Origin of the sequence: Myxococcus stipitatus DSM 14675, from assembly GCF_000331735.1 — a bacterium.
GTDB classification, from domain to species: Bacteria; Myxococcota; Myxococcia; order Myxococcales; family Myxococcaceae; genus Myxococcus; species Myxococcus stipitatus.
On record NC_020126.1, the window covers coordinates 5649157 to 5671197 of the forward strand.

Sequence of the window (22041 nt, forward strand, 5' to 3'; positions counted from 1 at the left end):
GGGAGATCACTTCTACTGTGTTGGGTCGTAGTGGGATCGAACCACTGACCCCTACCGTGTCAAGGTAGTGCTCTACCGCTGAGCTAACGACCCGTTGCTGCTGAGGTGCGCGGGGAATAGCAGCGGGCTCCCGCGACTGTCAAGCAAACACGGAGACGTCCCTCCGATCTTCCTCACGGCGCTTCCGCGATCAGCGCTCGGACCCTCGCCATCACCGCGTCGAACATGGCCGGCGTCAGCCGCCCCGTCTGCGTGTTCTGTTGGCTCACGTGGTAGCAGCCCACCAGGGTCCTCCCTCCCGGGAGCGCGACTTCCGCCCCGTGGCCGAACGCGGGACGCGGTGAACCGAACACCACCCCACCCCGCTCCAACGACGCCAAGGCCGCATTCCATCCGATGGCCCCCAGCGCCAGGAACACCCGGGCCGGAAGCAGCGCCATCTCGCGATCAAGAAACGGGGCACACCGGGCCAACTCCTCCGGAAGCGGCTTGTTGTCCGGAGGCGCACAGCGACCGGCGGCCACGATGAAGGCGTCCTTCAGGGCCAGGCCGTCCTCCCGATGCTCGCTGGTCCCCTGGTTCGCGAAGCCCGCGCGGTGCAGCCCCGAGAAGAGGAAGTCCCCGGAGCGATCTCCAGTGAACATCCGCCCCGTCCGGTTCGCCCCATGCGCCGCGGGCGCCAATCCCACGATGACCAGCCGCGCTCGGGCATCTCCGAACCCCGGCACGGGCTTGCCCCAGTAAGTCCACTCCCGGTACGCGCGGCGCTTCACCCGGGCGACTTCCTCCCGCCATTCCACCAACCGAGGACAGGCCCGGCACGCCACCATCTCCTGGTGGAGCTTCTCCAGCTTCGTCACCACGAGCCCCCGTGAATCGACACGCGACAGCCACTCACCGAGGACCCGCCTCCCCCATGTAGAGGGACGTCCGCTGGTAGCGCTGGATCACCACGCGAAGGACCACCTTGAGGATGGCGGCCACCGGCACGGCCAGGAGGATGCCCACGAAGCCGAACAGCTCGCCGAACGCCAGGATGGCGATGATGATCGCCACCGGCGCCAGCCCCACCTTCTCCCCGACGATGCGCGGGGTGATGACAAAGCCCTCCAGCATCTGGCCGACGACGAAGGTGCCCACCACCATTCCAATCTGCCAGGGCCCCTGCCACGACAACATCACCCCCACGAGCGACAGGAGGATGCCCACACCCGTGCCCAGGTACGGGACCATGTTGCCGAACCCGGCAATCACTCCGATGACGATGGCCATGTCGATGCGCGCGGCCGACAACCCCGCCGCGTAGATGACCGACAGCAGCGCTCCCACGGTGAGCTGCCCTCGGACGAAGGCGGAGAGCACCTCGTCCACCTCCGCGAAGCGCCGGCCCACCAGCCCCACCGCGCGCCGGGGCAGCAAGTCCTTCACGAGCCCCATCAGCCGCGGGTAGTCCTGGAGGAAGAAGAAGGCCAGCACCGGCACCACCGCCAACCCGAGCAGCGTCGCCACGAAGCGCGCCGTGTTGCCAGCGAAGGCGGCCAGGAGGCGCGCCGCCGCTGGCCCCGCGCTCTGCACCAGGTCGGACGCCTGCTGCCCCAGCTCCGCGGTGCGCTGCCGCACCAGGTCCGGCACGGAGCGGCCCAGGAGCGCCTCCACCCTCGGCACCACCTGCGTGCTCGCCCGGCTGAAGAAGTCCGGGAGCTTCAGCGCCTCGTCGCGGAACACCGGGATGAGATAGAGCACCGCCCCCGCCAGCAGCAGCGTCCCCGCCGTGAAGACGAGCGTCGTCCCCAGCGTGCGGTCCATCCCTCGCTTCTCGAGCGACGTCACCATCGGGTTGAAGATGTAGGCCCCCGAGAGCGCCAGCAGCACGGGCACCGCCACGCCGCCGAACACCGCGAGCAGCGCGAAGACCAACCCCAGCGAGCCGACCATCACGCCCGACCACCAGAGGTCGATGCGACGGGCCTCGAGCTCCGTCAGCTCCCCTTCGGGCACCGGAGGCGCCTCGGCTTCGGGGAGGGGCTCCACCCCCTGCGCCTTGACCGCCTGGAGGACCGGAGGCACCGGCGACTGGCTCACCGACCCCGCCGGACTCTTCTTGTTGCGCCGTCTGATGACCCACTCCTTCCGCGAAGCACTCGCGGACTACGGCTCCCTCAAGCCGCCATTGCGATTCAAGGACGCCAGCATGGCTAGGGCGTCGACGGACGAAGCTGAACGGTCAGCCGGGCCCGCGCGCCGCTGGGCTCATAGTACGTCGTGTAGGGCCAATACCCCTGCTTCTTGACCTCGATGTGGTGCAGCCCCACGCCCAGACTGAGCCCTTTGGGGTTGCCCGAGTAGTCGCTGCACAACCCCTGCAGCACACCGTCCAGGTAGACGTCGGCGTCCTCGGGCTCGCAGCGCAGCGTCACGTCTCCCGTGGGGTTGCGCGCCCCGGCCATCAGCTCGCGGGCCCGCGACAAGGAGTCTGGCTCCTTGGCTCCGGCGCAGCCCATCCCGGTGACGAGGAGCAGCCAGGCACGCACCCCTCGCGAGCGCCACAAACCCCTCGCACCCTGTCGACCTTCCATCGAAGACATTCGCCGCGCGATCCTGAACCCCGAGAGCATCCTCCCGGGTTCTATCGCTATTGGGCGACGATGACGACGCGGCCTTCGGCCAGGAAGCGCGTGTTGACCTCGCCCAGCAGCTTCACGTCCTCCGCGGAGAGCACCAGGTCGGAGCCCTTCACGCTCGAGGCCTTCACCACCATGGGCTTCGCGCCCACCAGCGCGGCCTTCTTCGCCATCTCCAGGCTGCTGAACCACGCGGCGACACCCGTCGACTCTCGGGCCTCGCTCGACAGGGCCGCGGCACCGTAGAGCGCCTTGCCCGCCCCATCCAGCAGCCGGGGCGCGAGCACGGGCTTCAGCCCCAGGCCCCGCGCATCCACCACCAGGCCCGTGTACCGCCGGGCGCCCTCGGCATTGAAGACGATGGGGGCCTCCGGCGCGGGCGTCACCAGCGCGGAGGTAATGGCGGCCAGCGGCACCTCGACGTCCACTTCGACGCCACTGTCCGAAAAGAAACGTTTGGCGACGACCTTGTACCCGCTGACGGCCGTCTCCACCCGGCCCCGGACCTCCTCGCGAGCCATCTCATCGCCCACGCTCCGGCCCGCGCTGACGTGCAGTCCCCGCACCTGCTCCAGCAGATTCCGGGACGCGTCCTGCTTCGCCGCACGCTCCGCGCCCAACCGGGCCTGCGCTGGATTGGCCGCCTTCAGGTCCGGAGCACCCGCTCCCGTCGCCCGAAGCACCTGCCCCTCCCAGTTCACCCCCGCGCTCGCCACCGGACGGACGACCTCAACGGTGGAACGAGCCGCGGGCTTCATCACCCTGCTCTGGCCCTGTGCCGACAGCGGCACCGCCAACAACAACGCCCATCGCGCGAGCCTCACGGAGCGCCTCCCCGCCACACCCGATTCCGTGGGTAGTCCCTGGGCAGCATGGCCACCCATTCAAGGAGTCCGCCTCGTGGGAAGTCAAGACAACCCGGAGGCCCAACGCGACGTGTCAGTTCTCGCTCGCCGGGCGGCCGTGCCGGTCGACGTAGGCATCAATCATCTTCCGGTGCCGCTCGGTCAGCAGCGTGAAGCGCACGCCCGAGTGCTCGCGCTTGGCGGAGTTCAGCTCCACCCACTCGCGGACGACCTCGCCCTCGGCGTAGATGATCTCCTCCGAGCCGGGGAGCTGGAACTGGAGACCCACGCGCTTCGCGTCGTGCTGGGGCTCAATCAAGCGCGCCAGACTCACCCCTTCCGGGCTGATGTCCGCGGCTCGCGACATGTACGGCACGCCGCCCATGTACTTGTTCAAGTAGATGTCGAGGGGCGCCCGCTTCGCCTTCCGCTTGTCGCTCATCGCTCCGTGACCTCCGCGCTGCGTGGTGCAACAGGTTGCTCCGGGGATGAAGCAACCTGGCCGCAGGGTAGAGGCAGAGGCTGAACGCGCAAGAAAACGACCCACCCACTTTCCGCGTCGTTCCCCACCGCTGAATTCTTTCCGCGAGCCTGCAGTCCACCTCTCTCGACACGCACCCAGTTCGTGCTGGGCGAGCGAACCCCGGGGCCTATATTCCAGCCCTCATGATGAAAGGTGGATGCATGCGAACGATGTGGATGGCGACGCTCGCGCTGGTGCTCGGCGCCACGGGAGCTCAGGCCCAAGGTGGCGGCGCCGCGAAGAAGTCCGAGCCCGCCGCGAAGGCCGCCTCGGCGGAGACCGCACCGGATGACCTCCCGGAGGAGTCGAAGACCGTCTACGCGCTGGGCTTGAGCGTGGGGAAGGACCTCTCCCTCTTCGCCCTCACGCCCGACGAGCTGAAGCTCCTCCAGCGCGGCATCTCCGATGGCATGACGGGCAACCCCTCCTCCATCGAGCCGAAGGAGTACGCCCCCAAGATTCAAGCGTTCGCCAAGGCACGCCAGGCCCAGGCCGGCAACGCGGTGCTGGAGCGCGCGGCCAAGGAGCCCGGCGCGGTGAAGCTCCCCTCGGGAGTCATCTACCGCGAGGTCAAGGCGGGCACCGGCAAGAGCCCTCGCGTCACCGACACGGTGAAGGTCCACTACGAGGGCCGCCTCGTCGACGGCACCATCTTCGACACGTCCGCCAAGCGCGGCATCCCCGTGGAGTTCCCGCTCAACGGCGTCATCTCCTGCTGGACCCAGGGCGTCGCGAGGATGAAGGTGGGCGGCAAGGCGAAGCTGACGTGCCCGGGCGGCACCGCCTACGGCGAGCGCCCGCCTCCGGGCTCGCGCATCCCGCCCAACGCCGTCCTCACCTTCGACGTGGAGCTGGTGGACGTGCCCGGCGACACGTCCCGCCCGTAGCCCCGCTCACTTCACGCGGCGGATCCAGAAGCTCCCAGGCCAATCCCGGGGAGCACCTCGATACGAGGTGAAGGCCTGACGCAGCCGCTCCGGATGCGTCAGGTGCATGAAGCTGCTGCCCCAGAGCACCTCGAAGCTGTCGTTGAACGACAGGAACGCATGGAGCAGGTACTGCTCCGTCCAGAACCGACGGTGCTCCAGCACCCAGTTCTTGGGGTACTCCGCCGGCAGGAAGATGTCGTGCAGGTGCACCACGACGCCCTTCTTCAGCCGAGGCAACAGCTCCAGGAACTCCACCTGGACGTCACTGCCCACCTTGAGCACGTGGCTGGAGTCGATGAAGAGGATGTCGTTCTCCTCCAGTCGCTCCATCTCGCCGAGCGGGATGTCCTGCGCCTTCCTGGGCTCCAGGCGCGTCAGTCCCGGGAAGCCCTCGCGCAGCACCTCGCTCGGGTAGGGCTCGAAGGCCACGAGCTCACACGCGGGAGCCCCCTCCGCCTCATTCACCCGGCACGCCCGCGCGGACAGCCGCGTGGACCAGCCCGAGCCAATCTCGAAGAGCCGCCGAGGCTTCAGCTCCCGCACCAGGCAGTACAGCACCTCCGCGTCCACCGTCCCGAACGCGCTGTTGTCCAGGTGGAACTCGTGAGGCGCCACACCCTCCGGGCCGCGAGGCAGCGCGCCGTACTCCTGGCCGTACTTCGCCGCGAAGCGCTCCAACAGCTCGAGCTGCCGGGCCTCCCGCAAGTCCACGCCGACCATCTCCGAGCGTGCGCTCCAGAGTGAGTCGGGCAGCTCCCGCGTGTCGGGGATGGGTTGATAGAAGTGGTTCGGCGTGACGTGGTAACCCGTCCGCTCGAAGACCTCGAACATGCGAGGGTCGTCGAGGAGGCCCAGTCGCTGGCCCCCTTTCACCAACCCCCGGGCCAGCAACGCCTTGATGCGATGCTTGATGAGCATGAGCGGTGGGAACCCTACCACCGCTTCACGCTAGGGTTTGCCTTTGAGTGCGGCTTCCGTCGCGCGCAGCAGGGGGTCCGCGCTCACCGGTGCCCCCGTCGCGTGGGTCATCCACACATCCGGCGTCACCGAGCCATACGTGGCCATCCGCTCGAACTCCGCGCCCAGCGGCCCCTTGCGTGACAAGTGCTCCTCAATCTGGCGCGAGATGAGGTGCCCCAGCGGATAGTCGGGCAGGTACAGCGGATAGCTGATCATGTGACTGTAAATGGCCAGCAGCGTGGTGCCCTTGCCGCCCAGCACGGGGGCGAAGTAGCGGTCCCACACCTCCTGGGAGAGCACCACCACCGCCTCTCGAAGCTGCGCGGGCGTGGCGTCGGGATGCGCGTAGAGCCAATGCCACACGGCCATGTCCACCATCGCGATGCCGGAGCGCTCCCACGTCTGCCAGAAGTCGCTCAGCACCCGCTCACGCTCGCTGGCGGCGTCCGCCTTCCCCTGCCCCAGCAACTCCAGGTCTCGCGCCTGGAACACGAAGGCCAGCGCCTCCGTGAAGGCATTGTTGGGCACGCCCGTGAGCAGCGTGTGGTCCACGCCGTAGAGGCTGAACACCTGCTCCACGTTGTGACCCAGCTCGTGGACGGCGATGTTGTAGCCCTTGTAGCTCATGCCCTCCTTCTCCACGCGAGTGCGAAGCCGGGGGAAGTCGCCCCGCCGCATCGCCTGCATCGCGTGTCCCGCCCCCCGCGAGGCATCCACGCGGATGCGCGCCGCGAGCCAGTCCGCCTTCGCCGCGCTGAAGCCCATGCCTCGGAGGATGCGCGGCAGGTCCTTCGCGAAGGCCTCCGCGTTCGGATAGCGCTTGCGCGTGAGGGCATCCAGCTCCGACTCCGGACGCGTCCCCCCGGACTTGAAGCCCGCGAACCAGACGTCCTGCGGCTCCAGCTTCCGCCCCAGTCGCGTCTCGATTTCACGCGCCACGCGGGGCACCAAGGGCGACTCCAGCACCTGCGTCAGCAGGGCCTTCACCCGGGCCTCGGGCAGCTCGCGGCCCAGCTCGAAGGCCCGGGCAATCCGCGTGGGTGCCACCGGCGCGAACGGGTCTGCCTCGCGCTCCGCCCGGAAGATGGCCAGCATCCGCTCGTAGCGAAGGTCCTGCTCCCGCGCCGCGTCCGCCCGGGCTTCCTTGGGCGGTGCATCCGCCTCCACCGACTCCGGCGGCGCCACCGTCACCTCGTTGGTGAACGGGTTCCAATCCAGCCGGGGATTGTCGATGACCGCCGCGGGAATCGTCTGGGTGATGATGCGCTCCATCACGCGCACGATCATCCGCTGCTTCTCGGCTCCTCGCGGGTCCGCGTAGTCCGCCTTCAGCTCATCCCGAAGGTTCCAGTGGCTGATGAGCCGCATCCCCTTGGGGAACAGGCGCTCCCCCCGCGCGTCCACCAAGTGGTGCATCCACACGTTGTATTCGTCGATGTAGAGCCCGGCGGCCGAGATCGCCCGTGAGATCTCCTGTGAGACCTCCGCCGGCACCCGCATGCTGAAGCGCCCGGCCAGACGCGCCTCGGCCCACTGGCGCCGCGTCCAGGACGGGCCCAGCTCCGCGCGATCCGTCAGCGTCGTCAGCGGGAAGTTGAGCAACACCACGAAGGCGACCTTCGACTGGAACAGGTCCTCCGTGACGTGCGCGGACGGGTCATACGAAGCCACCAGCGGCTCCACCGGGAGCAGCGGCCCCAGGTCCAGGTCCGTGTACCACCGCACCTCCCGCCCCAGCTCCAGCATGTGCCCGTCCAGCTGCTCGAACAGCCGCTCCAGCCGGGTGAACGTGGCGTCGAGCACCGTCGGGTCCGACACGAACTGCGCCCGCGCGAAGGCCGCCAGGTCGCCGTCCTCCGGCCTCCACATGCGGACCAGCTGGTCCACGCCCCTCGAGATGCGCGCGCTGTGGGCTTCTCCATGCTTCGCGACCAGCTCCGCCTTCACCGCCGACACGTCGACCGGAGGCTTCGTCACCGGGGACTCCGAGGCCGCTGGAGGCGCGGGCAAGGGGCTCGCCACCGGGGCCTCCGGCGCGAGCACGGGGGCCGTGGTGGCACACCCCAGGAGCATCAACAGGGGCCAGGAACGGGCCCAGGACAGTCGGCGCGGCTTCGGCGAAGACATGCTCACTCCAGAAACACGAAGGGCCCGACCCTTTTTGGAAAGGCCGGACCCTCGTGATGCATCCAGGAAGTCGTTACGAACGACGCCGGGAATCAGGCAGCGCGAACGTTCTGCGCCTGCAGACCCTTGGGGCCACGGGCCACCTCGAACTCCACCTTCTGGCCCTCCTGGAGGGTGCGGAACCCGTCCATGTTGATGGCGGTGTGGTGGCAGAACACGTCCTCACCACCGCCGTCCTGGGTGATGAAGCCAAAGCCCTTCGCATCGTTGAACCACTTCACGGTACCAGTAGCCATTTGCTTTCTTCTTCTTTCGTCACGGACGCGAAAATCCGCCGTCCGGTCCTGCTGAGCGAACCCTAAAGGACGCAGGGAATCTATGCGCCCTTTCCCGGGGAAGTCCACCCCGGACCGCTACCAACCACACTTCTGACCCTTGTTCTGGGTCTTCAGCCATTGACGCAGGGGGCTGAAATAGTCCAGCAGCGGCGTCGCATCCATCTGCCGAGTGCCCGTCACCACCTGGAGCGCGTCTGGCCAGGGCTTGCTCGCCCCCATCTCCAGCATGGCTTGGAGCCGCTTCCCAGCTTCCTTGTTCCCATAGATGGAGCACTCGTGGAGGGGGCCCTTGTGACCCGCCGCCTCGCACAGCGCCTTGTGGAACTGGAACTGGAGGATGCGCGCCAGGAAGTAGCGCGTGTACGGGACGTTCGCCGGCACGTGGTACTTGGCGCCCGGGTCGAAGTCCTGCTCGGAGCGGGCCACCGGCGCCGCGACGCCCTGGTACTTCTGGCGCAGCACCCACCACGACTTGTTGTAGTCCGCCGGCTTCACCCGGCCGGAGAACACCTCCCAGCGCCACTGGTCCACCAGCAGGCCGAACGGCAGGAAGGCCACCTTCTCCAGCGCGTCCTTGAGCTGGAGGTTGATGAGGTTCTTGTCGTTCTTCTCCACCGCCTTGAGCAGGCCGAGCTGCTGGAGATACTCGGGGGTGATGGACAGCGTCAGCGCGTCACCGATGGCCTCGTGGAAGCCGTCGTTGGCGCCGGCCTGATAGAGCACGGGCAGGTTGTAGTAGTAGGTGTAGTAGTAGTTGTGCCCCAGCTCGTGGTGGATGGTGATGAGGTCCTCCTCCGTGGGCTTGATGCACATCTTGACGCGCACGTCGTTCTCGTACGTCACGTCCCAGGCGCTGGCGTGGCAGACGACCTCGCGGTCCCTCGGCTTGGTGAACTGGGAGCGCTCGTAGAAGGTCTCCGGCAGCGACTTGAGGCCCAGTGACGTGAAGAACTTCTCACCCAGGCGCACCATCTTCACCGCGTCGTAGTTCTGCTTCTTCAGCTCCGAGTCCACATCCAGGCTGGCCTGGCCGGGGAAGGGCTCCACGAGCGGATAGATGTTGTTCCACTCCTGCGCCCACATGTTGCCCAGGAGGTGCGCGGGGATGGGCTTGCCGGCGGGCACCTTGTCCGCGCCGTACTGCTTGGCCAGACGCCCCCGCACGTAGCAGTGCAGGTCGTCATACAGCGGCTTGACCTGGCCCCACAGGCGCTGGGCCTCCTTCTCGAACTCCGCGGGCGGCATGTCGTAGCCGGAGCGCCACAGGCCGCCCAGGTCGTTGAAGCCGATGTCCTTCGCCCCGTCGTTGGAGATGCTGACCAAACGTTCGTACAGCGGACGCATGGGGCGGGAGATGGTGTGCCAGCCCTGCCACGCATCCAGGAGCGCGTTGTAGTCGCGGCTCTCCGCCATCACGTCGGAGAGCTCCTCCAGGTCGCGGCACTTGGCCTTGCCGTCGGGGCCGCAGTACTTGCCCTTGCCGTAGAGGCCATCCAGCTTGGCGGCCGTCGTCGCCAGCTCCGAGCGCTTCTTCGCATCCGACGGCGCCGGCAGCGCCTGCGACACGCGCAGCAGGTGCAGCGTGCGCGCGGTGTCCGCGTCGAGCTTCAGCCCGTCGAAGCGGCGCGACTCCTTGATGGCGCCGTTGACGTAGCCCAGCACCTCCTCGTTGACGTAGGCGGCGTTCCGCTCCGAGTCGTCGGTGATGTACGTCGACTTGATCCACTCGGCGGTGGCCTGCTTCGTCCACAGCCGCTTGAGGTCGGCGTTCACCTTCTGGGCGAACTGCCTGGCTTCTTCCGGCGTGGCCTTGGCGGCCGGAGCCTGGGCGAAGCCTGGGACGGAGGACAGCACCAAGGCCGCGAGGGCCGAGCGCAACAACGACTTGGGGAGTCGGGTCCAGTTCATGGGGGCCGACCGTAGAAGAACCTTCGTGTGATGACACCCGGAAAGTAGGCCGGCCTCCCACGACAGCGTCCTGGATGAGTGCGGTATGACGTGCCCGTGAACCTCCAACACACCCTGGTCGTCCCTTCCCTCCTGGCGCTCCTGGCGTTGCCCGCATGCGACTCCAATGAAGTGCCCACGGGCTGCGAGCGCTTCAGCTTCCCGCTCGCGACCCCGACGTCGTCCGGCCACCTGGCCGTCTGTGACAGCCCGGCCTGCGGCAATGGGGAGAATCCTCCGAACTCCGGTCCGCACTGCGGCAGCGTGGCGCGCTGTGCCGTCTACACCGAGCCGGTGTCCCGCTGCCTGTATGTCCACAACCTGGAGCACGGGCACGCGGTGTTCCTCTACAACTGCCCGGACGGCTGCCCGGACGAGGTCGCGAAGCTCGAGGCCGCCGCGGCCACCGTGGGCACCGGCGCCAATGGCGTCCGACGGGCCCTGGTGGCGCAAGACCCGCTCATGCCCCACCGTGTCGCCGCGATGTTGTGGCGGCGCACCTACGCAGCGGACTCCGCGGACCCGGAGGCGCTTCGCTGCCTGCTGACCCACCAGGACGCGGACGCCCCCGAGCCCGGCCTCGCCTGCCCCGGCTCCTGAGCGAGCCGCGGCGCGCCTCCGGCCCAACGTTGACCTGGCGACACGCCCGCCTCGGGGTGGGTTGGCATCCGCGCCGCGCGCCACACCCTCACGAGGCGCCCGGAACACCACCGAAGAGCCCGACACCTCAAGCCATCCCGGGCGCGTTGACTGTGTTTGAGAACCACGTGCCGGCGCTCGAGGAGAAGGCAGATGCGCGTTCCGGCACGGTTCGTCTGGCTTGTCGTCGGGTGGGGCCTGGGCTGCGGAGGCCCCGGCTCCGGCGAAGTCCCTGACGCGCTCGGCGCGAGTCCCGCGTCACTCGTCGAGGCGCCGGCCCCCCGCGACGAAGCGGAGCACCCCCTCGGCGGAGGAAGGTTCGGGCGGGCCCGCCGCTTCACGGACCTCACCCAGCCCCCCGAGCGTGACTGGCCTCGACCCTCCCACCTGATGGCCTTCCGCGGGGAGCTCTTCTTCGCGGTCGACTACCGCGCCGGAGCCCCCGAGGGCGAGCTGTGGGCCAGTGATGGTTCCGCGCGACACACCCGGCGCATTCAGTCCTTCCCTCCTCCGGCCGCCGTCTTCAATGGCATCGACACGGCCCAAGTCCTTGGCGACACGCTGTACCTGACCATCCAGCACACGGAGATGCATGGCGAAGCCTGGGTGAGCGATGGCACGACGCCCGGCACCGTGAGGCTCGTGGACTTCCCCGAGCCCTTCGGAAACTCCGTGACACCCGTCACACCGATACGCAACCGCGTCTACTTCATCCGCTCCTTCCAGCCCTCTCCCTTCGACCCAGGCTTCAGCGAGCTGTGGTCGAGCGACGGCTCTCGCCCGGGCACCCGGCGCGTCGTCACCCTGTCGGAGCAGTCGTATGGCGCCACGCCGTCCTGCCAGGCCTCCACGGGGGACTGGATGTTCTTCGGCCTCAGCGACGCGTCCTCCGGGAACGAGCCGTGGATCAGCGACGGCACGCCCGAGGGGACCCACCTGCTGAAGGACTTGAACCCAGGCCCCGCGGGCTCCACGCCCTGCGCGGGAGGAAACCCTCCCAAGGCCCTGGGCGACGAGGTGTACTTCACCCGCTCGCAAGCGGGCGAACCGGAGCTGTGGTCCACGGACGGCACCGCCGCTGGCACGCGCAAGGTGATGGAGGCTCCCGCGAAGCCCCTCCAGGTCGTGAAGAAGCACCTCTACGTCGTCCAACACCGACCCGATGGCCTCGCACTTTGGAAGGTGCGCCTCCGCGACGGACAGGACGGCGCACCCGAGCACGCGGTGACGATTCCCAGCGCACCGGGCGCGCGCTTCCCGCCCTCGGTCGTGTCGTCGCTCGCCGTGGGAGGACGGCTCTACCTCATGCTCCGCGCGAGCGGCGCGGAGGAAGGCGAACCCAACGGCCAGCTCTGGGTGACGGACGGAAGCCCTCGCGGGACTCGACGGCTTCACGACACCGTCACCGTGCAGGACAACACCGCGCCGCGCATCGAGCGCTACGACATGCTCGCCTCCGGCCACCACGTCCTCTTCGGCTGTCATGCCGCAGGCACGGGGCGCGAGCTGTGCGTCACGGATGGCACGCCTCGCGGAACAGGCTTGCTACAAGACCTGGACCCCGGCGCCCGCTCATCGTCCCCGCATGAGTTCGTCTGCGCGGGACGACACATCACCTTCGTGGCTCATGATGACGAACACGGTGACGAGCTGTGGAAACTCAAACCCCACGCAGGCTTGCATCCGCCGACTTCGTGCGTCACGTCACACCAGGGTCAGCAATGACAACCCTGAAACGGTAGGACGCGCCTGGTTGATCGAGCCCTACCTGATAAACACTTGAATCCGGAGTGTTCATCAACATACTCTGCGCGTGTGTCCATGTTTCGCATGGGCACGCTCAGATCCACTGAGGGGGACATCGACATGGCAGCAGAGGCAGCGGCGCAGAACGTTTCCGATGCGTTGGCTACGGTGGACAACATCGCAATCCAGGTTGAGCAGGCCCTGTACAAACTGTACGTGGCCGTGAGCGGCACTGGGTTCAAGACCATCACCGACAAGATTTCCGTTATCTGGACGCCTGTCCGCAACGTGTTGAGCTCTGTGCTCAAACAAGTTGAAGGGCTCATCAAGCCGTTGATGGACCCCCAGGTCGTCGAGTCCATCAAGAACGTGCTGGAGGCGGGGCGCGACCTGGTGAACTCCACCCTGGATCTGCTCCCTGACTCCGCTCGGAACCTGGCGCTCACGGGGCAGCGCTTCCTGAACATCATCGTCGACTTCGTGGGCGCGGGCGTCGAGCACGTCGTGGCCATCGTCGACCTGCTGCTCAACGTGGGCAAGGCGCTCATCAACGAGGCCTCCCAGCTCGCGGCGACCACCCTCGCGGCCCTGCGGAAGACGGGCGTGCAGATCCCCGCCACCAATCCCTGACACGTCTCACCGTCGTCTGTCTTGCCTCCTGGCGAGTCGCGGGCGCAATCGCTCGCCGCCAGGAGTCGACGTGCCGTCACGGCCCGGCGCACGTCTCATTCATTTTCATGTCTTGGAATAGGACCGTCCCCGTGAGGGGTGGGCGTGTGCCCAGGTATACGGTCCAGGGAACCTGCACCCGGAGCAGGGTTTTCCACCCCCTCGCTCGCGAGGGTCGGGGAGCGTATGGCCACAGGTCTCATCATTCCTGGCGTCCAAGTGACGGTCGTCAAGGAAGTATTGCCACAACAGCTTGCACCGTCTGGGGTTCTTGGAATCACAGGCTTCTTGGAGTCATCCCAGGGCAAGGTCATCCGCGCCAGCAGTTGGTCGCGGTTCCTGGAGGTCGCCGGGCGCGCCAGCGCCTACAGCCTCCCGGAGGCCCGCCAGGCGCTGGACAACGGCGTCTCGGAGCTCGTCATCTCTCCCCTGCCCTCCACGGCGGGAGCGAGCGCGATGGTCGCCGTCGCGGCGGACGTCAGCAAGTATCCCGCGGGCTCCACCGGTGAGAAGTACGGCGCCACCTTCATGGCGCGTGCCCCGGGCCTCTGGGCCAATGGCCTCACCCTCAAGATCGTCTACCGCAACAACATCGACAAGTCGGTGTCCTACGACTTGGAAGTCACCCACCCCTCCAGCGGCGCCACGGAGACGCTCCGCAACGTCAACGCGACGTCGCTCGTCTCCTCGCTGGACACCTCGTCCTTCATCCGCGTCGACACGACGAAGGGCGTGGGCTGGCCCACCGAGGGCACGTACACGCTGGCGACGGGCAAGGACGCCACGCCCGAGGAGTACGCCACCGCCCTGGGCCGCCTGCGCGACCAGCCGGACGTGGACCTGGTGCTGGCCGCGGTCCAGGACTTCTCCGACCGCGCGAAGGTCACCCGCATCTACGGTGACGTCATCAGCCACTGCAACGCCATGAGCGGCGACAGCAAGGGCCGCCTCGGCTTCGGGCAGGTGCCTCCCACCGGGACGATGGAGGAGCATGGACAGCTCGCCTCGAACCTGGTGAGCGACCGCTTCGTCCTCGTCGCGCCGCATGGCTCGGTGGGCGCGGTGGCCGGCATGGTGGGCGGCCTCACGCCGCACCAGTCGCCGACCTTCAAGCGCGTGGCCGGCCTGAATGAAATCCTGCTGACCGTCGAGGAGCAGAAGGCGCTCCTGCGCTCGTACGTCGTCCCCGTGGTGACCGAGCGCGGGCGCGGCACCATCGTCGTGCGCGGCCTGACGACGGACGGAGATCAGATCAACGTCCGCCGGGTGGCCGACCGGGCGGTGCGCACGCTGAAGATGGTGGGCGACCTGTTCATCGGTCTGCTCAACAACGCGGACGGGCGCAGCGCGCTGAAGCAGAAGCTGGTGGAGGCGCTGGTGCAGATGGAGAAGGACGGCGCCATCGTCCCCTCCACCGACGGCAAGGACCCCGCCTTCAAGGTGGAGGTCTACTCGTCGCAGCAGGACTTCGCGCTCGGAATCGTGAGGGTCAACATGGCCGTCAGACCCGTGCGAGCCATTGACTACATCTACGCGACCATCACGGTCCAGGTCTGATGAGGAAACACACAGATGCCAACGGTATTCTCCGCCAACCGTAGCAGCATCCTCGTCGACGGCGAGGCCGTGGAAGGCCTCCAGTCCATCGCCTTCCGTGTGGTCACCGAACGCGAGGACATCCGCGCCATCGGCTCCAACGAGCGCGTCGACGTCATCTTCGGCCTGCGCACCGTGGTCGGTGAGCTGGTCATCCGCTCCTCCGCCGAGAAGCTGGACGCGCTGCTCGATGCACGCGGCAAGTTCCAGCTCGTGGCCAACCTCAAGCGCGCCGAGGGCACCGACGACACCCGCACGCTGTCGTTCGACGACTGCTTCGTCGAGGGCAAGTCCTTCCAGATGGACGCCCACGGCAGCGCCGCCACGACGTACGCCTTCACGGCGACCCGGCTCCGCGAGGAATAAGTCGTGAGGGAAGCGCCCGCGAGCCCACACCTGGAGGACGGCGCGGCGGCGATCTCCATCGAGATCGACGGCCAGACCTTCCACCTCCACCCCGGAGTCAGCTCCGGGGCCCCGGAGGTCGAGGCCTCCACGGGCGGGCGCTTCCAGCTCCATCCCTGGAGCTTCGATTCACACCTGCGGGCGCTGGGGGTCCATGCCTGGCTCGACGGCGCGGGGATGACCTTCGACGCGGAGGGCTTCGCGTCGGACGTGCTGCGCGGCTCGGGTGTTCCGGAGTCTCTCTTCACGGAGCTGACTCCGCTGGCGCTGTGGTGGGCCCTGGGCGGGGCCCGCGAGACGTCGCTAGGGACACTTCCCGAGGGATGGGTCCAGGCCGGAGACGTGCGGGCGCGGCTGCGTCCGTGGACGTTCTCCGAGCGCGCCCGGGTGGTGGAAGAGAGTCTGACCTTGGAGCCCGATGGCACTCGCGAGCTGCACCTGGAGCGCTACCTGCGCGCCATGCTCGCGGTGTCCGTCGTGGAAATCGTTCCCGCGGTCCCCCTGGACACGCTGGATGGCGCCAGCACCACGGCGCTGCTGGAGGCCGTGGTCGCCATCAACACGGGGGATGAACGGAACGAAGACCAGACTCTTCGCACCCCGGGCGCCCAGGCTCGCGTGCTCGCCGAGGTGACCCTGAAGCTCTGTCGTGCCCTGGGATGGACCCCCTCCCAGGTCTGGGCAACTCCCGCCGCCGAGGTGGACCGGTTGCTCTCCCTGTTGCGACTCACGGAGGCACCCGCGCCCGCGCCCGCTCCCAAGCGGCGGACGCCAAGGCTCTCCGACTTTCCCGACGCCGTGGTCATTCAAGTGGAGGACGACTGATGCGCAAGACGTTCACCACCGCCGAGCTGACCTCTCGGCTCTGCCGCCCCGCCTTCCGCGCCATCGAGGTCGTCGCCCGACAGCTCGGTGCCGCGGTGCCCGCCTCGACTCCCGTGGAGGACACGCTGGAGCAAGGCGTCGCGGACGAGGCCGCCGGTGTCCCTGCTCGCGATGCGGCGCCGCCGAGCCGTTCGTCGAAGTCCGCGGCGACGGGCGTCATGCCGACTCGAGCGGAAGCCCCTTCGACGAATCCATCGAAGCGGAGCGCGGCCCTCTCCCCCATCGCAGGGAAGAGCCTCCCTGCTTTCGCGCCCGGCGCACCGACGCGCTCCGGCACACCACCCCAGGCTCCTCAGGACCGTGGCGACGACTCCGTCGACTCGGAGGCCTCCGCGAAGCACGCGCCTCACCCGCGCGGGGTCACGGACCCGGCGGCGGCCGCATCCTCCGACTCCGTTGCGTTGTCAGGAGGCGCCTTGGCGCCGGACTCACCCGAGCGCGGACCCGACTCCATCGCGCCACAGGAGGCACCGCGCGCGCGCATCAAGCTCGACGCCGCGCCCGCGCATCGCTCCCTCGAGGACTCCGCGCCGCGTTCTGAAATGAATGAGGGACTGACGGGAAGCGCCTCGATGCCGCACGCGACCGAGTCTGCCCCCACCGGACTGAGCATCTCCATCAAGGCGCCGACTCCGCGACCTCCCGCTCGACAGGTCGTTCGATTGCTCCGGCCGCTGGCACCTTCCGCTGGAGGCTCGCCTTCTGTCGTGCCGGGGCCCGCTCGAAGCGAAGTTCCTTCCGCTGCTCAGCCTCTCGATCATCACGACGCTCGGGCCCTCGTGGCCAGCGAGCGCCCCCAAGGTATCGGGGACTCGGACGGCGCCGGCTCGCCTCGCACCCTCGCGCGCGCGGACTCCGTGCCGGCCGCGGCGCATCCCGACTCGGCGCAGCTCAACGCTCGCGTGGGCTCCCCACAGTCCGCGTCTCGTCCCGACTCGGCGCACTCCGGTGCTCACGTGGGCTCCTCACAGTCCACGTCTCGTCCCGACTCGGCGCACTCCGGTGCGCGCGTGGGCTCCGCACAGTCCGCGCCGCGTCCAGACCCGGTGCATTCCGGCGCTCGCGCGGGCTCGACACGGTTCGAGGCTCGTCCTGACTCTCCTCAGGGCGCGGCGCCCGCCATCACTCACTCGGACGCCTCGCCGCATGAGCCGCCTCGGGACGCGCACAGCGTCGGTTCACCGAAGCCCGTCGAGTCGATGCCTCGGCCCGAGGCACCTCGCGAGAACACGTCGTCACCTCGGCCCGTCGTCCGGCTGCGGCCGCCTGCCTCCACGCCGACCACGACGACCCCGCCCAAGAAGCGACTCCACTTCGCGCCTCCCGTCGACGACGCGTCACTCCCGCCTCCCCATGCGACGACCCAGCTCGCTCGGCAGGTCACGCAGGAGCTGGCCCCGCTGGTGACTCGCGCCGAGCAGCTCTCTCGCCCGCCACAGCCTCCGGAGACGGCGAGCCGCTCGACCCCGACTGAGTCCGCCGCTGTCCGCAACACCTTCAACGTGAATGTCCAGGTGGGCTCCGACAGCGCGGCGAACGGGCTGGACCGCCGCACGTTGGAGGACGCGCTGGTGGACATCCTTCGCGAGACGGCTCGCCGTCACGGGCTGGAGGTCTGAGCCATGGCCGGCATCGGATACTCCGTGACCATCGGCTCGCTGCGAGCCTCGAACTCCTCCCGCCAGGGGCAGGCCTTCGTCCGCTCCATCACGAGCGAGCTCACCATGGACGGCGCGGGCGGCCGATGCTCGGTGGAGCTCGTTCCCTCCGACTCCCCGCTCCCTCCTCCCGGCGAAGCCACCACCATCTCCCTGGACGGCGGCGACGGCGCTGTCACCGTCTTCACCGGCCTGGTCCTCGAGTCCCGAGGCGCTCCCGACACCTCCCTCGTCCTGGGCGGTGATGCCCTCGCGAAGCTCGCGCGCCTCGATGTCTCCGGCGCCTTCGAGCAGATGACCGCGGGCGCCATCGTGAAAGAGCTCCTCAACAAGGCGGGCGCCACGCCGGGCACCATCGAGGATGGCCCCACGTTCCCCAGCTATGTCCTCCACCGGGGACCTCGGGCGCTGCGCCACATCCACCAACTCGCGGCGCAGGCGGGCTTCGACGTCTTCACCGATGGCCAGGGCAAGGTCCACTTCGCCGCGCCGAAGCAAGGCAGCGCGGACCACACGTTCGTCTACCGCTCGCAAGTCCTCCGCACCCAGCTCAGCCAAGCCCTGCCCGCCGTCGACGGCTTCGAGGTCTGGGGCGAAGGCGCCGCCAGCTCCCAGGGCGAGAAGAAGGCGCACTGGCTCGTCGACGACCTCGCGCCCATTCACGGCAAGGCCGCGCTCGGCTCCAACGGCAAGGTGCGCGCGGGCTCCACCGGAAAGCAGTCGCGCGAGGTGAAGGACGGCTCGGTGCGCTCCGGCGATGACGCCTCCACCCAGGCCAAGGCGCGAACCACCGCCCTGGCCTCCCGCACCCTGCATGGCTTCATCGAGGTGCTCGGAGCTCCCGCCGTGAAGCCTGGCGACCTCATCCAAGTGAACGACATCCCCGAGGGGCACCCCGTGGAATCACTCCTGTCCGGAGTGGTCCTCCGCGTCCGCACGGTGCGCCACACCCTCAACGCCCGCACGGGCTTCACCACCCGGATGGAACTCTGACATGCCCGTCCGCATCGGAAAAATCGAGCTCGTCGGGCTCACGCAAATCTACACCGAGGACGCGCGCAACCTCGTGCAGCAGCGTGTGCCCGGTCAGGCCGGCAGCGTCTTCCAGGACCTGGGCCGAGAGCCCGTCACCGTCGTCATGGAGGGACTCCTCCTCGGCGACGACCCTCAAGCCGCGCTGGAGGAGCTGCGACAGGCCCAGGCGAAGGCGACGCCCATGGCGTTCGCTTCGGACGCCATCGCCGGCGCGGACCTCACCGACGTCCTCATCGCGGACTTCCAGGTGCGCCAGCTCGCCGGCCACCAGAACCGCTTCAGCTTCTTCCTGCGCGTCAAGGAGTACGTCGAGCCGCCCGCCAGCCAGGACGCGGGGGTCAGCGCGGTCAACGACGCGGTGGCCAGCGACGCACAGGACTGGGCGAAGAGCAGCACGGACGCCGCGGGCGTGCTCCAGAACCCCGAGACCCTGATGGACGCCGTCGACGCGAACCCGGACCTCCTGGGCCACCTCACCGGAGGCGAGCTGGGCTCGGTGGTCAACAGCGCCAAGGGCTCGCTGTCGGGCAAGAACTTCGGAAGCCTCATGGGTGCGCTCGGCAAGGTGAACCCCGGCGCCATCATCGGCCTCGTGCAGTCGCTCTCCCAGGCGGGCAGCATCGGCGAGTTCATCGAGAAGCTCGCCACCGAAGGCATCAAGATCCTGGAAGAGATGACCGGCCTGGACCTGGGCGCGGCGCTCGCTGTCGTCAAGGGCATCGCGGGCGCCAGCGACTTCCTCGCCAAGCTTCAAGCCGTGGGCAAGGAGGCCGGAGCCTTGGGCAGCGCCATCGGCAACTTCGACCCGCTCGGCCCCTTCAAGGACCTGGAGAAACTTCCGTGAGCACCACGACCGCCGACATCGTCGACGGCATCACCCGACTCGTCGTCGCCGTCGACAACCTGCTCAAGACCGACACGGTGAATGCCATCGTCACCCTGGTGCGCCAGTTCGGCATCGGCGCGCCCGTGAAGGTGGGCATCGACGCGCTGGGCAAGGCCCTGGACCTCATCATCAGCTGGATTGCCAAGCTGGAGCAGGTCGCGGCCATCCCCTCGCTGCTGGAGAGCCTGGACCCCGCGCTCGATGGACTGAAGGCCATTGGCGACAAGTCCGAGGACGAGATGCGGGAGATGGGCCTGGAGCCGCTCGCCCCGCTGGCCGGCGCGGCCCATGCCGCGTCCGTCGTCCTCGAGAAGATTCGCGCGGGCGCCGTCGCCATCCTCCAGGGCTACCTGCCCCAGCAGTCCCTCGAGTCCCTTCGCGAGTCCGTGGTCCAGGTGAAGGAGACGCTCAAGAAGCTCGGTGAAGCGCTGGTCTCGGGCGCGTCCCTCACCGGTGGCTCAAGCCTGTCGCTGACCGCGGGGACCCCGGCATGAGCGACCTGGTCACCCTCCTCCGCGCCATCATCCGGGACGAGCTCGCGTCGCTGAAGCTGGGCGACATCGGCGTCGTGACGAGCGCCTTCCCGCACGCGGATGGCGATGAGCACAACCACGAATGCAACGTGAAGCTGCGCGAGAGCGACCTCGAGCTGCGCCGCGTCCCCATCGCCACGCCGCACATCGGCATGGTGAGCGCGCCGCACGCGGGCGACCTGGTCGTCATCACGTACATCAACGGCGACCCCAACCGCCCCGTCATCACCGGCCGCCTCTACTCCGACAAGCTCAACCCTCCCATCCACGAGGCGGACGAGTGGCGCGTCGTCTCTCCTCCCGGTGGGAAGACCTCCATCGCCATCGACCAGGAGCAGTCGGTGATCATCACCGCGGGTGAGACGGTGGTGACGGTGAAGCAGGACGACGTCATCACCATCAAGGGCAAGACGGACCTGAAGCTGGAGGTCGAAGGCAACGTGGAGCTCAAGTGCACCGACTGCACGGTGGACGCGTCGGGGAAGATCGACCTGGGCAAGAGCGGCAGCGGCGTCATCACCGAGCAGAGCCACAAGTGCTACTTCACCGGCGCTCCGCTCAAGGGCTCCAAGGACGTGAAGGCCAAGTAACCATGCCCGCGCCCAGTGGATCCGAGATAGGCGGCCTCGCCAAGAGCGCCATGCAGTCCGCGAGCCTCCGGGGAGAGAACGCCCCGGACCTGGCCACCGCGCTGGGCGACACGTGCGGCCAGGCCTTCATGCTCTTCGTGAACATGGCCATGGTGTCCCCGGGCATCCCCGCCGCCGCGCCGCCGCCTCCGGGCTCGGGAAGCACCGTGGGCCCGGGCATGATGTTGCCTCCGCCCGCGGGCGGGCCCGGCGCTTCGCAGATAGAGCCCATCGCCAAGGGCCTGCTGGCGTCGAACAAGATCAACGGCGAGCAGCGGGACGCGCTGGCCAAGGCCATTGCCCAGACGGTGGAGCAGGCCCTGATCCTCTTCACCACGATGGTGCAGGTGGCTCCGGGCATGGCCATCGCGGGCTTCACCACGACGGCGCCCGGCAGCCTCATGGGTGCCGCGCCCGCCAAGCCCTTGCTCCAGCCCATCGCGCTGGGCTTCCTCCAGGCCGGTGGCATCCGGGGCGAGAACGCACCCGACCTCGCGGGCGCCATGGCCGAGACGCTGTCCAACGCGCTCACGCAGATGATGACGCGCCTCAAGGTCTCCCCGGGCATTCCCAGCTCGCCCGGGGCCACCGCGGGCCCGGGGAGATTGCTCTGATGGCCAACGAGCTCAAGACCGACTTGCGGCTGGCCTTCTCCGAGTCAGGAGGCGCGGACCTGGACTGGTCCGACCACGGCGGCGCGTCCACCGTGAGCGGCAAGGACAACCTGGTGCAGGCGCTGACGATGCGGCTCATCGTCTATCGCGGACACCTGAACCAGCTGGGCCACCAGCGCTATGGCAGCCGCGTGGCGGACCTCATCGGCGAGCCGATGGACCGCGCCAACCTGGACCTGCTGCGCCGCTACGTGCGCCAGGCCATCAAGGAAGACCCGCGCGTGGACGAGGTGCTCGAGCTGAGCGTCACGGCCCGCGCGGACGTGCCGGGCGCGGTGGACGTGCGGGCGCGCATCAAGGCCATCACCGGCGATGCGGTGGAATTGGGATTGGCGCTCGACCTGGGGTGAGCGGGTCGGCGTGACAACGGGTACGGAAACGACTTGGGGAGAGCGT

23 protein-coding genes and 1 tRNA gene are annotated in these 22041 nt (G+C 68.5%); 14 read left to right on the forward strand and 10 right to left on the reverse strand.

The window, feature by feature from the left end:
* Positions 1–21: 21 nt before the first annotated feature.
* The 6 genes from MYSTI_RS21595 to MYSTI_RS21620 all read right to left on the reverse strand — a co-directional run bounded on the left by MYSTI_RS21595 (position 22) and on the right by MYSTI_RS21620 (position 3908).
* Positions 22–93: transfer RNA gene (locus tag MYSTI_RS21595), tRNA-Val, on the reverse strand.
* Between the two features lie 80 nt (positions 94–173).
* Positions 174–860 carry a uracil-DNA glycosylase gene (locus tag MYSTI_RS21600; protein WP_015349918.1) on the reverse strand — a complete coding sequence of 229 codons (687 nt, stop codon included), beginning with the start codon at positions 858–860 and terminating at the stop codon, positions 174–176.
* Between the two features lie 34 nt (positions 861–894).
* Positions 895–2082 carry an AI-2E family transporter gene (locus MYSTI_RS21605; protein WP_420811505.1) on the reverse strand — a complete coding sequence of 396 codons (1188 nt, stop codon included), beginning with the start codon at positions 2080–2082 and terminating at the stop codon, positions 895–897.
* Between the two features lie 113 nt (positions 2083–2195).
* Positions 2196–2468, reverse strand: a complete 273-nt coding sequence (locus MYSTI_RS21610) for a PEGA domain-containing protein (RefSeq protein ID WP_233277918.1) — start codon at positions 2466–2468, stop codon at positions 2196–2198.
* Between the two features lie 164 nt (positions 2469–2632).
* A complete protein-coding gene (locus MYSTI_RS21615; protein ID WP_015349921.1) occupies positions 2633–3445 on the reverse strand; it encodes an LPP20 family lipoprotein in 813 nt (270 codons plus the stop codon).
* Positions 3446–3560: 115 nt separating this feature from the next.
* Entirely contained in the window at positions 3561–3908 is a 348-nt protein-coding gene (locus MYSTI_RS21620) for a PilZ domain-containing protein (RefSeq protein WP_015349922.1), read from the reverse strand.
* A 242-nt stretch (positions 3909–4150) separates the two neighbouring features.
* Between MYSTI_RS21620 and MYSTI_RS21625 the strand changes: the two genes are divergently transcribed.
* On the forward strand, positions 4151–4876 hold the full coding sequence (locus MYSTI_RS21625) for an FKBP-type peptidyl-prolyl cis-trans isomerase (RefSeq protein ID WP_015349923.1): 726 nt from the start codon (positions 4151–4153) through the stop codon (positions 4874–4876).
* A gap of 6 nt (positions 4877–4882) precedes the next feature.
* Here MYSTI_RS21625 and MYSTI_RS21630 read toward each other — a convergent pair whose 3' ends face one another.
* The 4 genes from MYSTI_RS21630 to MYSTI_RS21645 form a co-directional block, all read right to left on the reverse strand.
* On the reverse strand, positions 4883–5836 hold the full coding sequence (locus MYSTI_RS21630; protein ID WP_015349924.1) for a class I SAM-dependent methyltransferase: 954 nt from the start codon (positions 5834–5836) through the stop codon (positions 4883–4885).
* Between the two features lie 30 nt (positions 5837–5866).
* Positions 5867–8005 carry a flagellar biosynthesis protein FlhF gene (locus tag MYSTI_RS21635; protein WP_015349925.1) on the reverse strand — a complete coding sequence of 713 codons (2139 nt, stop codon included), beginning with the start codon at positions 8003–8005 and terminating at the stop codon, positions 5867–5869.
* A gap of 92 nt (positions 8006–8097) precedes the next feature.
* Positions 8098–8301 (reverse strand): cold-shock protein, encoded by a 204-nt coding sequence (locus MYSTI_RS21640; RefSeq protein ID WP_015349926.1) that lies wholly within the window; start codon positions 8299–8301, stop codon positions 8098–8100.
* Positions 8302–8418: 117 nt separating this feature from the next.
* On the reverse strand, positions 8419–10251 hold the full coding sequence (locus MYSTI_RS21645; protein WP_015349927.1) for a M2 family metallopeptidase: 1833 nt from the start codon (positions 10249–10251) through the stop codon (positions 8419–8421).
* Between the two features lie 90 nt (positions 10252–10341).
* Here MYSTI_RS21645 and MYSTI_RS21650 point away from each other — a divergent pair, with 90 nt between their 5' ends.
* The 13 genes from MYSTI_RS21650 (at position 10342) to MYSTI_RS21710 (ending at position 21995) form a co-directional block, all read left to right on the forward strand.
* On the forward strand, positions 10342–10890 hold the full coding sequence (locus MYSTI_RS21650) for a thioredoxin-like domain-containing protein (RefSeq protein ID WP_015349928.1): 549 nt from the start codon (positions 10342–10344) through the stop codon (positions 10888–10890).
* Between the two features lie 192 nt (positions 10891–11082).
* The gene (locus MYSTI_RS21655; RefSeq protein WP_015349929.1) at positions 11083–12654 is read left to right on the forward strand and encodes a lipoprotein; all 1572 of its coding nucleotides are present in this window, start codon (positions 11083–11085) and stop codon (positions 12652–12654) included.
* Between the two features lie 141 nt (positions 12655–12795).
* Complete coding sequence (locus MYSTI_RS21660; protein WP_144370124.1) at positions 12796–13305, forward strand: hypothetical protein; 510 nt, start codon at positions 12796–12798, stop codon at positions 13303–13305.
* A 327-nt stretch (positions 13306–13632) separates the two neighbouring features.
* Positions 13633–14901, forward strand: coding sequence for a phage tail sheath C-terminal domain-containing protein (locus MYSTI_RS21665; RefSeq protein WP_233277919.1), 1269 nt, complete (start codon positions 13633–13635; stop codon positions 14899–14901).
* Positions 14902–14916: 15 nt separating this feature from the next.
* Positions 14917–15306, forward strand: a complete 390-nt coding sequence (locus MYSTI_RS21670; protein ID WP_015349932.1) for a hypothetical protein — start codon at positions 14917–14919, stop codon at positions 15304–15306.
* Positions 15307–15309: 3 nt separating this feature from the next.
* Positions 15310–16170 (forward strand): hypothetical protein, encoded by an 861-nt coding sequence (locus MYSTI_RS21675; RefSeq protein WP_015349933.1) that lies wholly within the window; start codon positions 15310–15312, stop codon positions 16168–16170.
* Positions 16170–17849 (forward strand): hypothetical protein, encoded by a 1680-nt coding sequence (locus MYSTI_RS21680; RefSeq protein ID WP_015349934.1) that lies wholly within the window; start codon positions 16170–16172, stop codon positions 17847–17849. Before MYSTI_RS21675 ends, MYSTI_RS21680 begins: the two co-directional genes overlap by 1 nt.
* 3 nt (positions 17850–17852) lie before the next feature.
* Entirely contained in the window at positions 17853–18881 is a 1029-nt protein-coding gene (locus MYSTI_RS21685) for a phage late control D family tail protein (protein WP_015349935.1), read from the forward strand.
* 1 nt (position 18882) lies between these two features.
* Complete coding sequence (locus MYSTI_RS21690) at positions 18883–19767, forward strand: hypothetical protein (protein WP_015349936.1); 885 nt, start codon at positions 18883–18885, stop codon at positions 19765–19767.
* Positions 19764–20303, forward strand: coding sequence for a hypothetical protein (locus MYSTI_RS21695; RefSeq protein WP_015349937.1), 540 nt, complete (start codon positions 19764–19766; stop codon positions 20301–20303). The genes MYSTI_RS21690 and MYSTI_RS21695 overlap by 4 nt, the downstream gene beginning before the upstream one ends.
* Positions 20300–20932, forward strand: a complete 633-nt coding sequence (locus MYSTI_RS21700) for a phage baseplate assembly protein V (protein WP_015349938.1) — start codon at positions 20300–20302, stop codon at positions 20930–20932. The genes MYSTI_RS21695 and MYSTI_RS21700 overlap by 4 nt, the downstream gene beginning before the upstream one ends.
* A gap of 50 nt (positions 20933–20982) precedes the next feature.
* On the forward strand, positions 20983–21585 hold the full coding sequence (locus tag MYSTI_RS21705; RefSeq protein WP_233277920.1) for a hypothetical protein: 603 nt from the start codon (positions 20983–20985) through the stop codon (positions 21583–21585).
* Positions 21585–21995, forward strand: coding sequence for a contractile injection system sheath initiator (locus tag MYSTI_RS21710; RefSeq protein ID WP_015349940.1), 411 nt, complete (start codon positions 21585–21587; stop codon positions 21993–21995). The genes MYSTI_RS21705 and MYSTI_RS21710 overlap by 1 nt, the downstream gene beginning before the upstream one ends.
* The last annotated feature ends 46 nt before the right edge of the window (positions 21996–22041 follow it).

Excerpts from the sequence above, each read along its gene's own strand:
- MYSTI_RS21620 (WP_015349922.1), bottom strand. The coding sequence starts at position 3,908 with ATGAGCGACAAGCGGAAGGCGAAGCGGGCGCCCCTCGACATCTACTTG.
- MYSTI_RS21625 (WP_015349923.1), top strand. The coding sequence starts at position 4,151 with ATGCGAACGATGTGGATGGCGACGCTCGCGCTGGTGCTCGGCGCCACG.
- MYSTI_RS21630 (WP_015349924.1), bottom strand. The coding sequence starts at position 5,836 with ATGCTCATCAAGCATCGCATCAAGGCGTTGCTGGCCCGGGGGTTGGTG.
- MYSTI_RS21635 (WP_015349925.1), bottom strand. The coding sequence starts at position 8,005 with ATGTCTTCGCCGAAGCCGCGCCGACTGTCCTGGGCCCGTTCCTGGCCC.
- MYSTI_RS21640 (WP_015349926.1), bottom strand. The coding sequence starts at position 8,301 with ATGGCTACTGGTACCGTGAAGTGGTTCAACGATGCGAAGGGCTTTGGC.
- MYSTI_RS21645 (WP_015349927.1), bottom strand. The coding sequence starts at position 10,251 with ATGAACTGGACCCGACTCCCCAAGTCGTTGTTGCGCTCGGCCCTCGCG.
- MYSTI_RS21655 (WP_015349929.1), top strand. The coding sequence starts at position 11,083 with ATGCGCGTTCCGGCACGGTTCGTCTGGCTTGTCGTCGGGTGGGGCCTG.
- MYSTI_RS21660 (WP_144370124.1), top strand. The coding sequence starts at position 12,796 with ATGGCAGCAGAGGCAGCGGCGCAGAACGTTTCCGATGCGTTGGCTACG.
- MYSTI_RS21670 (WP_015349932.1), top strand. The coding sequence starts at position 14,917 with ATGCCAACGGTATTCTCCGCCAACCGTAGCAGCATCCTCGTCGACGGC.
- MYSTI_RS21680 (WP_015349934.1), top strand. The coding sequence starts at position 16,170 with ATGCGCAAGACGTTCACCACCGCCGAGCTGACCTCTCGGCTCTGCCGC.
- MYSTI_RS21685 (WP_015349935.1), top strand. The coding sequence starts at position 17,853 with ATGGCCGGCATCGGATACTCCGTGACCATCGGCTCGCTGCGAGCCTCG.
- MYSTI_RS21690 (WP_015349936.1), top strand. The coding sequence starts at position 18,883 with ATGCCCGTCCGCATCGGAAAAATCGAGCTCGTCGGGCTCACGCAAATC.
- MYSTI_RS21700 (WP_015349938.1), top strand. The coding sequence starts at position 20,300 with ATGAGCGACCTGGTCACCCTCCTCCGCGCCATCATCCGGGACGAGCTC.
- MYSTI_RS21705 (WP_233277920.1), top strand. The coding sequence starts at position 20,983 with ATGCAGTCCGCGAGCCTCCGGGGAGAGAACGCCCCGGACCTGGCCACC.
- MYSTI_RS21710 (WP_015349940.1), top strand. The coding sequence starts at position 21,585 with ATGGCCAACGAGCTCAAGACCGACTTGCGGCTGGCCTTCTCCGAGTCA.